The organism is Nostoc sp. JL34, from assembly GCF_017114945.1.
Lineage (GTDB): Bacteria > Cyanobacteriota > Cyanobacteriia > Cyanobacteriales > Nostocaceae > Nostoc.
In genome coordinates, this window is the sequence record NZ_JABXKQ010000156.1 from 83,369 (window position 1) to 96,390 (window position 13,022).

The following is a 13,022-nucleotide window of genomic DNA, read 5'->3' on the forward strand; positions in this document are numbered from 1 at the left end:
ACCCTAATTTATTACAAATTTATGATATTTTACTCCACATCTGCATCTCAGTTTCATAACCAAAGTGATTTTGGCGGTATTTGATACAACCTTGTGTAACTGTTTTCAGAGTTAATAGAAGAGAGATATTTATTGTCAATCTTTCAAATCATAATTACTCTCACTCAAAGTACTTTGGCTATGTCTGATGAACAAACTCAGATATAATTTTTAGCGATCGCACCTCGTTTCAGTCAGCCTGATTGGATTATTTTAGACAAATTCTTAGGAAAAATACTTATGCGCCATCTCAAATTTGCTCCGAGTTGGTTGCGATTTTTAATTATTTTTTTATTGACAATGAGTATATTGTTTCGCTTTTTTAATCTTGATAGTAAAGTTTTCTGGCATGATGAAACTTATGCCTTATTGCGAATTTCTGGTTACACAATTAATGAAGCAAAACAGCAACTTTTTAATAATCGTGTCATTGGTGGAGAAAGTTTTGCCCAGTTTCAAGGTGCAAATCCAGAAAAAAGCTTAAATGACACAATTATGTCTTTGGCAAAACAAGACTCTCAGCATCCACCGTTATATTACATAATAGCCAGATTGTGGATGGAAATCTTTGGTAATTCCGTGACGGCGATTAGAAGTTTATCTGCCTGCATCAGTTTGCTGGTTTTTCCTTGTGTTTATTGGCTATGCCGAGAATTATTTAATGTGCCATTATCGGTTTCTGGTGTTGCGATCGCACTCATGGCCATCTCTCCAATTCACCTAGTGTACGCCCAAGAAGCACAAGAATATATTCTTTGGTTAGTCACCATATTACTATCCAGTGCATCTCTGCTGCGAGCCATACGGCTAGAAGATGAGCTAGCAAAAGAACGACAACGACCAGATATATTCGCTATCTGGAGCATTTATGCAGTAACTTTAGCCATCAGTCTTTATACATTTCTCTGGAGTGCATTTATCGCAATTGCTCACGGAATTTATGTAATAATCACTGCCAAATTTCAGTTTACGGAAACTGTTAGAACTTATCTGCTAGCATCACTTGTAGGTTTTTTAGCCTTCATGCCTTGGATAACAGTTGTGATCGGTGACTTTTTTCAATTTTTGATTTCAGCAGATAAAACAACCACACAGTCATCTTTAATCCCTATATTTCCATTTTTGCTAATGCAGTTAAGCCGGATATTTTTTGATATAGACCTTAGTTCAGAAAATTATCTAGGCTATTTAATTACGCCATTTTTTTTAACTTTGGTAGGATATTCAATTTATTTTGTGTGTCGAACAACTAACTATAAAGTCTGGTCTTTTATCATCACATTGATTGTAGTACCAGCACTACCCCTAATAATGCCAGATTTTATTGCTGGAGGTATACGATCATCTACCGAACCATATTTAATCCCATCTTATTTAGGAATCCAAGTAGCTGTTGCTTATCTACTAGCTACACAAGTATATAATGGTAACGGGTCACGCCGGAGAATTTGGCACATAATCATGGCATTAGTGATTATTTCTGGGCTAATTTCTTCTAAGGTAAGTTCCCAGGCAGAAACTTGGTGGAATAAGGGTATGAACTATGGCAATCCACAAGTTGCCCAAATCATCAATCAAACGACTCGTCCACTTTTGATTAGTGATGCTTTGGGCAATAATTATGGCAATGTCTTTTCTTTAAGCTATCTTTTGGAACCAAAAGTGCGATTTCTGTTGGTGAATAATCAAAAAAATCCTAAAATTCCTGATAGCTTTACTGATGTGTTTTTACTTAATCCTTCAGATACTTGGCGCGAAACAATAGAAAAAAAGTATAAATCAAAGACAGACATTGTTTATAGTGATAACTATTATTCAATCTGGAAATTGGCTAAAACTCGTAATTTGCGCCGACGTAATATCTCACCTAATAATAAATTATCTCCTAGTTTATAGGATAATAGACTTTATATTATAAGCCTCAGTTAGATGGGCATATAAAGAGAATAGAATTATAACTTTTGGTGACAAAGAGTAACTATCATGTAGTTGTTTAGTTAAAGTGCATAATTGTGAACAAGTTATTATGAAATCTACTTATGCCGGATCTCAAACTTGCTCCAAATAGGTTGCGGTTTCTCATTATCCTTCTGTTAATGGTGGGTATATTTTTTCGCTTTTTTAACATTGATGGCAAAGTTTATTGGCACGATGAGACTTTCACTTCATTGCGGATTTCTGGTTATACGGCAAATGAAGTAAGGCAGCAAATATTTAATGGTCGCATAATTAATAAGGAAAGTTTTGCCAAATTCCAAAGTCTCAATGTGGAGAAAGGCTTAAATGACACAATTATGTCTTTGGAAACAGAAGATCCACAGCATCCACCACTGTACTATGTAATCGCTCGGTTTTGGGTGAGAATCTTTGGCAATTCGGTGGCGGTAATCAGAAGTTTATCTGCCTTTATCAGCTTGTTGATTTTTCCCAGTATTTATTGGCTATGTCGAGAATTATTTAAAGCATCGGTGTGGGTATCAGAGGTTGCGATCGCACTCATGGCAATCTCCCCTATTCACCTAGTATACGCCCAAGAAGCACGAGAATATATTCTCTGGATAGTGACTATATTAATATGCAGCGCCTCATTGCTACGAGCATTACGGCTGGAATCAAAAGATAAAGCACCACGCCGCATATTAACCTGGGGAATGTATGCAGTAACTTTAGCGCTCAGTCTTTATACATTTTTGTTGAGTGGATTTGTAGCAGTTGCTCATGGAATTTATGTAATTGCCACTGCAAAATTTAGGTTAAATCGGACAGTGAAAGCTTATCTATTAGCATCTTTAACAGGATTTTTGGCCTTCACACCTTGGATGCTGGTTGTGATAGATAACTTTTTGCAATTTGACAGTTCAACAGCCTGGACAAAGATGCAATTGCCCCTAGATATTTTAATTAAATCTTGGCTTTTACAGTTGAGCCGGATTTTTCTTGATTTAAACTTTGGCTTTGAAAATCTGTTTAGCTATGTAATTACGCCAATTTTTTTAACACTTGTTGGATATTCTATTTATTTTATTTGCCGAACAACTCACTATAAAGTCTGGCTGTTTATTGTAACGTTGATTGTGATTCCTGCACTACCTTTAGTGCTACCAGATTTAATTTTTGGGGGTATACGCTCACTTTCGGAACGTTATTTATTGCCTTCTTATTTGGGTATTCAGCTAGCTGTTACTTATTTACTGGCTACGCAGCTACATAATGCGAGTCTTGTACGCCGGAAAATCTGGCAAATAATCATAGGACTAGTTATTATTTGTGGGCTAGTTTCTTATGGAGTGAGTTCCCAGGCAGAAACTTGGTGGAGTAAGGTTATTAGCTATGGTAATCCACAAGTTGCAAAAATTATCAATCAGGTTGCTCATCCACTTTTGATTAGTAATGATTCTGGTATTAATTATGGGAATGTTTTTTCCCTCAGCTATCTTCTACAGCCAAAAGTACAGTTTCAATTAGTAAGAGACCAAAGTATCCCTAATATTCCTGATGATCTCACTGATATTTTTTTACTAAATCCTTCAGATAGCTGGCGCAGGCAAATAGAAAGAAGTTATCTATATAAAACAAATATTTTATATAGTGATAATCATTACTTGCTTTGGAAAGTAGAAAATCCTCACTAATTGCACTAACATGATATATCGCTATAAGAGAAATTATCCAGTTATTGATAAAATCTTGGCGAATTAGATTTACTACTTCAATAGTACTTACTTAAGCTCGTCTTTTTTAACCTAAAACTATTCTGAGAAAAAGTATTTTACCCGATTTTTGCGACGTATTCTTTTGAAAAATGCAACAAAATATTTCTCATAATATTTTATCTTAACAATCTATTATGTATTATTATATACATCAAACCCTTGTTGGTTAGAATCATTATATCTTATAAGATATTCAAATATTTGCTTTCTTAAAATAAGATAAAAATAAAAAAATAAATATTAAACAGATTCTTATCTAAAATTAATTTAAGTAATGGTACGATGCTTTAAATTGTCCTTTGTGATGAATTCGATGATTCATTGAAAGGTGTTCTATGCAATTAACAGATTTTCTTAGTCTTGTACATCCAGCGATCGCAATCATATTCGTCTTTCCACTCATTGGTACAGTGGTTAATTTTGCTTGGCAAACACGCCAACGAAGGTTGCAAACTTTAGTCGGAAGTAAGAGCAAAATTCCCCCAGTTGTGGGTGCAGAACATAAACAGTTAGGTGAAAGGTTAACAAGTGCAGTTGTCGGATTAACTTTAATCGGATTAAGCTACCCTATTGGCAAAAATATTATCACAAATCAATTATGGTAGAAAACGCCTTTTCAAGTTGTTTTTATGCTGTTAATATTTGCTGCAACCATTGCCTCTCTAGTATTTCTTTATCGGGCAAAGCAGCGGGGGTGGCGGGCACTTTTTGCAACTTTAACTGGTGCCGGTTTAGTAATTATAGGTTGTCAAGATGGAGTATATCGCCGCACGAATGAGTGGTATTGGTCACATTATTATATTGGGATTGCCGCAGCACTACTGATGATTTTTTCATTAGCAATTGTTCAAGATATTTATCAAGATAAGTCAAATCGCTGGCGTACCATCCATACGATTTTAAACTGCATTGCTTTGTTGCTATTTATTGGACAAGGCATGACAGGAACACGAGACTTATTAGAAATTCCCCTGAGTTGGCAAGAACCCTATATTTATCAGTGTGATTTTGCTAAAAAAACTTGCCCAACGCCAAATCCACAAGTGGCAAAATAGGCTGGGGAGTGGCGAGGTAAGGAAACAAGGGAGACAATGGGAATAACCTATGCCCAATACCCAACTCTTATGATAGTGCTTGAATTTACTTGCCTAATCATTGCAGTGGCAGAGTTACAATTACCGTTGTCCCAACATCCTGCTCACTTTTTAATTGAATATGACCACCATGTAGCTCTACACATTTTTTAACTATAGTGAGTCCTAGTCCTGTTCCTTGAATTACACCCACATTACTGGCGCGATAGAAAGTTTGAAATAGACGGGTTTGGTCTTTGAGGGGAATGCCCATCCCCCGATCTGTTACCTGGAAAGTTGCAAGGCGATCTTTGCAAATCAAATCAAACCAAATAGTGCTATTTTGAGGGGAATATTTGATGGCATTGGAAATCAAATTAGTTAAAATGCAATTCAGTAGGTCTTCATCCATTTGGGCTTGAGTCGATTCCCCTTGAAAAGTAAAGATAATACTATGCTGACTACCTGCATTAAGTTGAAGAATATCTGTGAGTTCGCTACAGAAATTTTCTAAATTTAAAAATGTAGGTTTGTATTCAAGTTTGGCTGCTTCCGTTTTACTTAAGAACAATATCTCATCTAAAAGATGAAGCATCTGGTTGATAGCATTTTGTATTCGATCAAAATATTTAGTTCTCCGCGCATAAGTTAGTTTATCGCTGTTGTATTCAAGGATATCTACAGCCGTCCGAATCGTAGTCATAGGGGTGCGGAACTCGTGGGAAACCATTGCTACAAAGTTCGACTTTAACTCGTTGAGTTCCTGTTCCTTTGCTAGCGCTAGACGGGTGCGTTCTTCACTCTCTCGTAGTTGGTTGATAATTTCACTCCTTTCAATGGCATAGCGAATGGCACGCACTAACCTTTGTATAGTCATTTGGTCTTTAACTAAATAGTCTTGTGCGCCTTCTGCTAATGCTTGCAGTGCTAAATCTTCATCATCAAGTCCTGTTAACACCACAACAGGGATATCGGGTACTGCTGTCCGAAATCCTTTCAACGTGTCCAGCCCAATAGAGTCTGGGAGGCTGAGGTCTAACAAAACTAGGTCGAATCTGCGTTGCCTTCGACTCACTATCTGAGAATTATCAAGAGTGGACGCAGAGTTTTCCTTGCTAGCATCTATTGCCTCAGATAGCCGTTCAACATGTAACATCTGCCATGGTTCTTGATCTGCATGTAAAAACATCCGGCGTAGCAGATGAGCATCACTGGCACTATCTTCTACCAATAGAATATGAATTGTGAGCTTTTCCATAGTACAGGGTTATATCAATTTTTTAGATAATCACCTGATTTTCTATTTGTCAGACAGGGCTTACTTCTCTAGTGTTGTAAGCAACAATCGAAATTTCCAACCCCATCATTCTCCTGGTGATGTTACTGCTATCAGCCAGAAATCTTTGCTCAACTGCACAACCTGAATGAACTGATAGATATCAATGGGTTTTGTTACATAGCAATTAGCACTGATATTATAAGAGTGGAGGATATCCTGCTCATCACTTGAAGTAGTAATTATGACAACAGGAATGCACTTAAGATTTGGGTCTGATTTGATTTCTGTTAACACTTCGCGCCCATCCATTCCTGGAAGATTAAGATCGAGTAAGATTAAATCTGGATGGGGAGCATTAGTAAACTCTTCTTGCTCCTGCAAGTAGTTCATAGCACTTTCACCATCTTCAACCCAGTGCAAGTTATTGGCGATTTGAGCATTTAAAAAGCCTTTGATGGTTAGATTAGCATCACTAGGAGAGTTTTCAACTAGCAAAACTTCAATGCGTCGTAATGCCTGATGATTAATCATGCGGTTATTAGAAAGCTATTAGGCAGTTGTTAAGTATATATATTTAAAGATACCTTAATTTGCGTTGAGGGTAAGATAAAATACTGTTCCTATACCCGGTTCTGACTTAGCCCAGATGCGACCACCATACCGCTCGACGGTTTTTTTGCAGATAGCTAGACCAATGCCTCTACCAGGAAATTATCGACGAGTATGAAGACGGGGGAAAACCTCAAAAATCCGCTCAAGATATTGAGACTTAATACCGATGCCATTATCCTGTAACCTAGATGAGCCATTTTGAGTGCTGAGTGAAGATTATTCGCCGATCTCTATGCTCCGATCAGCGATCGCTATTTGAGTTGACTTATGTAAACTTTTTTGCCCAACCAAATCGATGGATTGCTGAAGCAGGGAAAATTTCTGTGTAATCAGGGGTTCAAGTGGATCAAGCCGCTCTTGTTGGCTAGGATTATCGCTACTTAGCTGTCAGATGACTTTAAACACCTGATAGACGTTCTGCTTCTCCCCTTGATAAATTTCTTGGTAAACTGTGTTTTTCGTGAGAATGTATAGCGGCTGGCGACCCTTGATTGAAGAAGTACTGTGTTATTACGTAGATGTAAAATTATACATCTTGAAAGTTATGTTTATGCTGCCAGATACATTGGGGTTTCAGATTGCGATACCTGCGGTAAGCTACGCTAATGCACCTACGTAAAGATGATGCAGCTTCTCAAACAAAAAAATAAGTGGACAATTGTGGCTGTTACACCGCATATCCACTCGAAACTTACTGTATGAGAGTTACAATAAAATACCCCACGAGATGATTAAAACTTGGCAAAGTTCAAATCAATTAACGTGACTCAGTTCCTTGATTGGGGCTACCTGCTATACCATCCTCTCCTGGTGCTTCTGGAGTAGCTGTCGGTTTAGCATCACTCTTTTCAGCATCGCCAGTTTTGCGGGTACTTTCCTCAATGGTGGTTTGGTAACCGCCAGAAGAACTGGGCGTAGTTTCTTGATTATCAGATTTTTGTTTTTGTTCTTCAGCCATGACTACATTCCTATTTATTTAATCTTGGGATTATCTTAAGAAGATTAGAGGTGTTAGTGTATCTATCTAGAATATAGTTATGGCTGATTCTCACCTCTATCGGAAGTATTGTTTAGTACTAATCATGTATGCTTACAAAATTCCATAAATATAGGATTTGCTAACCTGAGAACGCTTGCTGTTGTTAAGGGAGAACTTGGAAGGGGTTTGATGTCCAAGATGCTTTTGAAATTGCTTTATTGATAGTTGACAGGAAATGGCAAATGATCTAAGTGAATAATATGATGTGATGATTGTGATACAAACTATCAATGTGTAATTAATGAACCAGAGCAATCTATCATTACCATTTGGGTGTATCCTTCGCAAGGCAACCTATGGGGATCAGTGGTCGATTAGATTGCTGGTGTTCTCAGCGAAACTCGATCCCACTCAATTAGATTGGCAGCAATTTTGGGTAATTGAATGCGATCAGAATCTTGTAGCTTGCGGACAGCTACGTAATTTTTCAGGGGCACAAGAACTTGGTAGTTTGGTCGTCGCATCAGCTTGGAGAGGTCGCGGTTTGGGTACTTTGCTAACCCAGCATTTGATTAATACAGCAACACAACCACTTTATCTTGAATGTTTAGGTGAGCGACTGGCGCAGTTTTACAGTCGCTTTGACTTTGTGCCAATATCTTTTGAAGACTTGCCACAATTTCCCAGGACAAAAGGCTTGTCTCCGCTCAAGGGTAAATTTAGATTCTCGCAATTAGCTAAAAGGCTGTTGAGAGTTCCTGTGGTGTTCATGGAATATCGAGGTCAGACTAATTCGTAATACTCGCCATTCGCGTAGCGTCTCGTAGAGAAGGCGAGAAGCAAGCTACGTAATTTTTAATTAAGATATGTTGCGGAACAAGGCTTGATACAAAATGTTTTCAAGACTTTACTCTCCGCCATTCCCTATTCCCTATTTTCAAATCGGAGGTTTAGCAAAAATCGTTAGTAAGACAGGCCCTAGTAAATAGTGGTGGTTCAAACACAATAACCCAGCAGAGGAGCCAAGAAGTTGACGTTGATTAGGGCTGTAGAGTCTAATTCCACGGGGAGAGATTGGCAATAATTGAGGTTCTGTCTCTTTTTTAGAAGTAATGTCAACCAAATAAAAGCGTCCACCGGGAGAAAGTACCCGTGCAATCTCACTAACCACCTGTTTAGGTTCCAAATAGTGTAAGAAGCTGATAGTGCTGAAAACAGCATCAAATTGACCATCAGCAAAGGGAAGAGACTCAGCTTTACCCTCGATATAAATTAATCGTGGACGGTGGCGGTTGCTCTGTCTTGCTACCCGCAACATATTAGCAGATAAATCCAATCCGGTGGCTCGTAGGTCGGGAAAATGAGTGGCAAGGCGCTCAAGTAAGCGTCCAGTACCACAGCCTATATCGAGTACATTTGCTGGCTCTGGTAAATCGACAAACTCCAACAAGCGTTTGTGGACGGCTCGATAAAACACTGAAGGAAAGAGCCAATCGTAACTTGGTGCCCATCGGTCAAAAAGGAACTTTTTGTTACTAAAAAAGTCATTAGTCATTAGTTTTCGCAGTTTCCCTGAAGCTAAATGCTTTTTTAAGGTAAGTGGCTGCGCCTCCAAGAAGTTATATCATGTTCGGGTAAAGACTTATCATTTAGACCGCAGGGGGGCAGGGGGCAGGGAGCAGGGAGAAAGAGGTTTTCCTGATTTTTGCACGGATGCGGTAATCATAAGTAATTAACCGCACTTGATATTAGTTAACTATAGTTTTGCAGTCCGGCAATATCTAGCCTAACGTTTGGCAAAAAAATACTTTTCCTCACTTTGGCAAATTATCTGGAATTTTGGCAGTTGAATATGTAGTTAAAAGCGTTCCTAAAGACTCATTATATCTTTGTAGAGAACCAAATAACGAGCAATGAGTGCATAAAACTATAGAACCCAACTGTATCTATTTATAGAGGTTCAAATACAACAAACTCAATCTAGTTTAAATTATCAAGGTAAAAAATTATGACAAGCTTTATTCAAGTCCAGTTACACAATGATCTACTGCACCCAGTCCGCGAGTGGTTGGAAACGATAGAAATTCATAACTCCAAATTGGCTCATTTCCTCTGCAAAGCTATTCCTGCTCAATGTCCCTTTGAGCGAGACATCACGCTATTTGGTCGGAAGCTATTTCACATTCCACCAATGTGTAAATTAAATCCTCTATACGAAGAAGTTGTTTGTTTGCGTTTTAAAGCGCTCTGTTATCTTGCTGATGAATGCGGTGAAGATGTCACAGTCTATTGCTAATAGCTAATTGGAGCGTTTTTTGATCGAGATGCCATCGGTAATTGCATACTTACGGTTGTTACTTACTCAGCTTTATACTAAGCTAACGTACACCTAATTAGATGTTTGGCTATTAAGTAGCTGACACCTCGAAGACAGTGTTTCCAGACCGTATTATTACTTACCGTACCCTGCTGAAATCATTAACATCATCATGACGCACATCTTACTGGTTGAAGATGAAGTCAAACTGGCACGATTTGTCGAATTGGAATTGAATTATGAAGGCTATCAAGTCAGTATTGCCTACGATGGATTAACTGCACTCACCGCAGCGCGTGAGTTACATCTAGATTTAGTAATTTTAGACTGGATGTTGCCGGGTTTGTCGGGGTTGGAAATTTGCCGTCGCCTGCGAAGTATTATTGATAAAGTGCCAATAATCTTATTAACCGTCAAAGATGAAGTGAGCGATCGCATTGCAGGCTTAGACGCTGGTGCTGATGATTACCTCGTTAAACCCTTCAGCGTTGATGAATTATTAGCCAGAGTTGGCGCTCACCTGCGAAGAAACCACCAAGCAGTTGCCGCAGATGTTTTAGAATTTAAAGACCTGAGTTTAAATCGTCGCACGCGGGAAGTGTACCGAGATCAGCGGTTAATTGAGTTAACTGCTAAGGAATTTGATTTACTAGAATATTTACTGGCCCATCCGCGACAGGTAATTACCTGCGATCGCATTTTAGAGGAAGTCTGGGGTTACGACTTCATAGGCGATGCCAATATTATTGAAGCTTACATCCGCTACTTGCGCCTGAAACTTGAAGCCAACAACGAAAAATGTCTCATTCAAACTGTGAGTGGTGTTGGCTACACATTGCATGATTGAATTTGGGCATTGGACATGGGGCATTGGGCAAAATAGTTGTCAAATAATTTCAAACCACAAAGGTTTCCATCTTAGGAAGATTTGGGGTTTTTGGCAATATCAGCAAAAACTCATCCAACTCAGAGTCAACTATACTAGGATGCACAAAGCTGTCATCATCTAAAATCTAAAATCCAAAATGGTATGACCTATCTAGAAACAGCAGCGCAATTCTACCGCGAAGTTGCTCAAACCCCCCAAGTTGGACTTTGTTGTGTGCAAAGTACGCCCCTGCAACTACCAGGATTGAAAATTCCTTTGCCAATGCAGGAAATGAACTATGGTTGTGGCACTACTGTTCACCCCACGGAACTAGGAAACCAACCGACTGTGCTGTATGTCGGTGTTGGTGGCGGCTTAGAGGCGTTGCAATTCGCTTATTTTTCTCGCCATGCAAGTGCTGTCATTGCTGTTGAACCAGTTGAGGCAATGCGGGAAGCAGCCGCACGTAATCTGGCAATTGCTGCTCAAGAAAACCCTTGGTTTGACACCAGCTTTGTAGAAATCCGCGAAGGTGATGCTTTTAATTTACCTGTTGCTGATGCTAGCGTTGATATCGTGGCACAGAATTGCCTTTTCAACATCTTTGAACCAGAAGATTTAACTCGTGCTTTAAAAGAAGCATATCGGGTATTAAAACCAGGTGGACGCTTGCAGATGAGCGATCCAATTGCTACTCGTCCAATTCCAGCACATCTTCAACAAGATGAGCGACTGAGAGCTATGTGTTTATCAGGTGCGCTCACATATCAAAAGTATACTGAACGAATTATAAATGCTGGTTTTGGTCAAATTGAAATTCGTGCCCGTCGTCCTTATCGCTTACTAGATTCCCAGACTTATAATTTAGAAGAAAGTCTACTTTTAGAAAGTTTAGATTCTGTCTCTTTTAAAGTTTTCATTCCAGAAGATGGTGCTTGCATTTTTACTGGTAAAACAGCAATTTATGCTGGTTCTGAACCTTTCTTTGATGATTCAGCAGGTCATCTACTTCAGTTAGGTATTCCCGCTGCGGTATGTGATAAAACCGCTGCTAAACTTGCTGCTATCAACCCATTAGAAATAATCGTTACCAATTCAACCTGGCATTATGGCGGTGGTGGTTGCTGTTAATTTATAAACCCCAAAATGTTGTTACTTAGTCTATTTTTAGCTACGCTTTTTTTAGCCTATTCAAATGGTGCAAATGATAATTTTAAAGGTGTAGCAACGCTGTTTGGTAGCAGAACTTGCAGCTATCAAACAGCAATTTTGTGGGCAACTTTTACAACTTTTGCTGGTGCAGTAGCTGCGACTTTTTTAGCAGGAGGATTAATAAAAAACTTCTCTGGAAAAGGATTATTGCCTGATGCGATCGCTAATGCCCCAGAGTTTCATCTTGCAGTAGCGATCGCGACTGGTTTAACTGTACTCATTGCCACCCTCATGGGGTTTCCCATTTCCACAACTCACAGTTTGACAGGTGCGATAGTTGGTGCTGGATTAGTAGTGTTCGGACTACAAGTTAATTTTGCCGCTTTGGGGACTTCCTTTATTTTGCCTTTATTACTCAGTCCAATCATTGCTATTCCCTTAGGAGCAGGAATTTACAGCTTATCTGGCTATATTAATTCCAAATGGTATCTACCAGTCAATCAGAAAATGATTGATACGTGCCATTTTCTCAGCGCTGGAATTGTCAGTTTTGCTAGAGGATTAAATGATACTCCTAAGATTGTTTCACTCCTTCTAATTATTGAGTATTTCTCGATTCAAGGAGGAATGATCACAATAGCGATCGCAATGGCACTTGGTGGTTTACTCAACTCCCAAAAAGTTGCAGTAACCATGAGTGAAAAGATTACCTCAATAAATCATACTCAAGGCTTATCAGCAAACATAGTAACTGGAGTTCTAGTCATTGCAGCTACTCGGTTTGGTCTTCCAGTTTCCACCACTCAAGTTTCAGTCGGTTCTATTTTTGGTGTGGGATTAATTAGCAAAAAATCTAAATCTAATCCGCGTGTTTTTTATCAGATTCTACTATCGTGGATTTTAACTTTACCAACTGCTGCAATTATTAGTGCAATAACCTACAGATTATTGCAAGGTTAGAAAAAATAAAATATTTGTGTAATTTTTTAG

The 13,022-nt window shown here is 38.7% G+C and carries 12 protein-coding genes and 2 pseudogenes; 8 read left to right on the forward strand and 6 right to left on the reverse strand.

The window, feature by feature from the left end; translation table 11 throughout:
* The first annotated feature begins 279 nt into the window (after positions 1-279).
* The 3 genes and pseudogenes from HWQ44_RS28680 to HWQ44_RS28690 all read left to right on the forward strand — a co-directional run bounded on the left by HWQ44_RS28680 (position 280) and on the right by HWQ44_RS28690 (position 4,807).
* Complete coding sequence (locus HWQ44_RS28680; protein WP_292725348.1) at positions 280-1,935, forward strand: glycosyltransferase family 39 protein; 1,656 nt, start codon at positions 280-282, stop codon at positions 1,933-1,935.
* Positions 1,936-2,078: 143 nt separating this feature from the next.
* Positions 2,079-3,671, forward strand: a complete 1,593-nt coding sequence (locus HWQ44_RS28685; RefSeq protein ID WP_292725349.1) for a glycosyltransferase family 39 protein — start codon at positions 2,079-2,081, stop codon at positions 3,669-3,671.
* A 416-nt stretch (positions 3,672-4,087) separates the two neighbouring features.
* Positions 4,088-4,807: pseudogene (locus tag HWQ44_RS28690) on the forward strand (DUF4079 domain-containing protein).
* A gap of 97 nt (positions 4,808-4,904) precedes the next feature.
* Here HWQ44_RS28690 and HWQ44_RS28695 read toward each other — a convergent pair.
* From HWQ44_RS28695 to HWQ44_RS28710, 5 genes and pseudogenes are all read right to left on the reverse strand, one after another.
* Positions 4,905-6,083: a hybrid sensor histidine kinase/response regulator gene (locus HWQ44_RS28695; RefSeq protein WP_292725350.1), complete on the reverse strand. Its 1,179-nt coding sequence runs from the start codon at positions 6,081-6,083 to the stop codon at positions 4,905-4,907.
* 105 nt (positions 6,084-6,188) lie between these two features.
* Positions 6,189-6,635 (reverse strand): response regulator, encoded by a 447-nt coding sequence (locus HWQ44_RS28700; protein ID WP_292725351.1) that lies wholly within the window; start codon positions 6,633-6,635, stop codon positions 6,189-6,191.
* 54 nt (positions 6,636-6,689) lie between these two features.
* Positions 6,690-6,899 (reverse strand): annotated as a pseudogene (locus tag HWQ44_RS28705) (ATP-binding protein); the annotation flags it as partial.
* A gap of 33 nt (positions 6,900-6,932) precedes the next feature.
* Complete coding sequence (locus tag HWQ44_RS33685) at positions 6,933-7,049, reverse strand: hypothetical protein (protein WP_334852689.1); 117 nt, start codon at positions 7,047-7,049, stop codon at positions 6,933-6,935.
* 424 nt (positions 7,050-7,473) lie between these two features.
* On the reverse strand, positions 7,474-7,674 hold the full coding sequence (locus tag HWQ44_RS28710; RefSeq protein WP_292725352.1) for a hypothetical protein: 201 nt from the start codon (positions 7,672-7,674) through the stop codon (positions 7,474-7,476).
* Positions 7,675-7,996: 322 nt separating this feature from the next.
* Here HWQ44_RS28710 and HWQ44_RS28715 point away from each other — a divergent pair, with 322 nt between their 5' ends.
* A complete protein-coding gene (locus HWQ44_RS28715) occupies positions 7,997-8,494 on the forward strand; it encodes a GNAT family N-acetyltransferase (protein WP_292725353.1) in 498 nt (165 codons plus the stop codon).
* Positions 8,495-8,632: 138 nt separating this feature from the next.
* Here the strand turns inward: HWQ44_RS28715 and HWQ44_RS28720 are convergent, their stop codons facing one another.
* Positions 8,633-9,250: a class I SAM-dependent methyltransferase gene (locus HWQ44_RS28720; protein WP_292725354.1), complete on the reverse strand. Its 618-nt coding sequence runs from the start codon at positions 9,248-9,250 to the stop codon at positions 8,633-8,635.
* Between the two features lie 453 nt (positions 9,251-9,703).
* On the opposite strand from HWQ44_RS28720, the gene HWQ44_RS28725 reads away from it, so the two are divergent.
* The 4 genes from HWQ44_RS28725 to HWQ44_RS28740 all read left to right on the forward strand — a co-directional run bounded on the left by HWQ44_RS28725 (position 9,704) and on the right by HWQ44_RS28740 (position 12,992).
* A complete protein-coding gene (locus HWQ44_RS28725) occupies positions 9,704-9,991 on the forward strand; it encodes a Mo-dependent nitrogenase C-terminal domain-containing protein (RefSeq protein ID WP_292725355.1) in 288 nt (95 codons plus the stop codon).
* A gap of 193 nt (positions 9,992-10,184) precedes the next feature.
* Positions 10,185-10,859, forward strand: coding sequence for a response regulator transcription factor (locus HWQ44_RS28730; protein WP_292725356.1), 675 nt, complete (start codon positions 10,185-10,187; stop codon positions 10,857-10,859).
* A 183-nt stretch (positions 10,860-11,042) separates the two neighbouring features.
* The gene (gene arsM / locus HWQ44_RS28735) at positions 11,043-12,011 is read left to right on the forward strand and encodes an arsenosugar biosynthesis arsenite methyltransferase ArsM (RefSeq protein ID WP_292725357.1); all 969 of its coding nucleotides are present in this window, start codon (positions 11,043-11,045) and stop codon (positions 12,009-12,011) included.
* A gap of 15 nt (positions 12,012-12,026) precedes the next feature.
* Positions 12,027-12,992, forward strand: a complete 966-nt coding sequence (locus HWQ44_RS28740) for an inorganic phosphate transporter (protein WP_292725358.1) — start codon at positions 12,027-12,029, stop codon at positions 12,990-12,992.
* Positions 12,993-13,022 lie beyond the last annotated feature (30 nt).

What these genes read in the sequence shown, in the direction of transcription:
- HWQ44_RS28680 (WP_292725348.1), top strand. Translation starts at nt 280, where the DNA reads ATGCGCCATCTCAAATTTGCTCCGAGTTGGTTGCGATTTTTAATTATT.
- HWQ44_RS28685 (WP_292725349.1), top strand. Translation starts at nt 2,079, where the DNA reads ATGCCGGATCTCAAACTTGCTCCAAATAGGTTGCGGTTTCTCATTATC.
- HWQ44_RS28695 (WP_292725350.1), bottom strand. Translation starts at nt 6,083, where the DNA reads ATGGAAAAGCTCACAATTCATATTCTATTGGTAGAAGATAGTGCCAGT.
- HWQ44_RS28700 (WP_292725351.1), bottom strand. Translation starts at nt 6,635, where the DNA reads ATGATTAATCATCAGGCATTACGACGCATTGAAGTTTTGCTAGTTGAA.
- HWQ44_RS28710 (WP_292725352.1), bottom strand. Translation starts at nt 7,674, where the DNA reads ATGGCTGAAGAACAAAAACAAAAATCTGATAATCAAGAAACTACGCCC.
- HWQ44_RS28715 (WP_292725353.1), top strand. Translation starts at nt 7,997, where the DNA reads ATGAACCAGAGCAATCTATCATTACCATTTGGGTGTATCCTTCGCAAG.
- HWQ44_RS28720 (WP_292725354.1), bottom strand. Translation starts at nt 9,250, where the DNA reads ATGACTAATGACTTTTTTAGTAACAAAAAGTTCCTTTTTGACCGATGG.
- HWQ44_RS28725 (WP_292725355.1), top strand. Translation starts at nt 9,704, where the DNA reads ATGACAAGCTTTATTCAAGTCCAGTTACACAATGATCTACTGCACCCA.
- HWQ44_RS28730 (WP_292725356.1), top strand. Translation starts at nt 10,185, where the DNA reads ATGACGCACATCTTACTGGTTGAAGATGAAGTCAAACTGGCACGATTT.
- arsM (WP_292725357.1), top strand. Translation starts at nt 11,043, where the DNA reads ATGACCTATCTAGAAACAGCAGCGCAATTCTACCGCGAAGTTGCTCAA.
- HWQ44_RS28740 (WP_292725358.1), top strand. Translation starts at nt 12,027, where the DNA reads ATGTTGTTACTTAGTCTATTTTTAGCTACGCTTTTTTTAGCCTATTCA.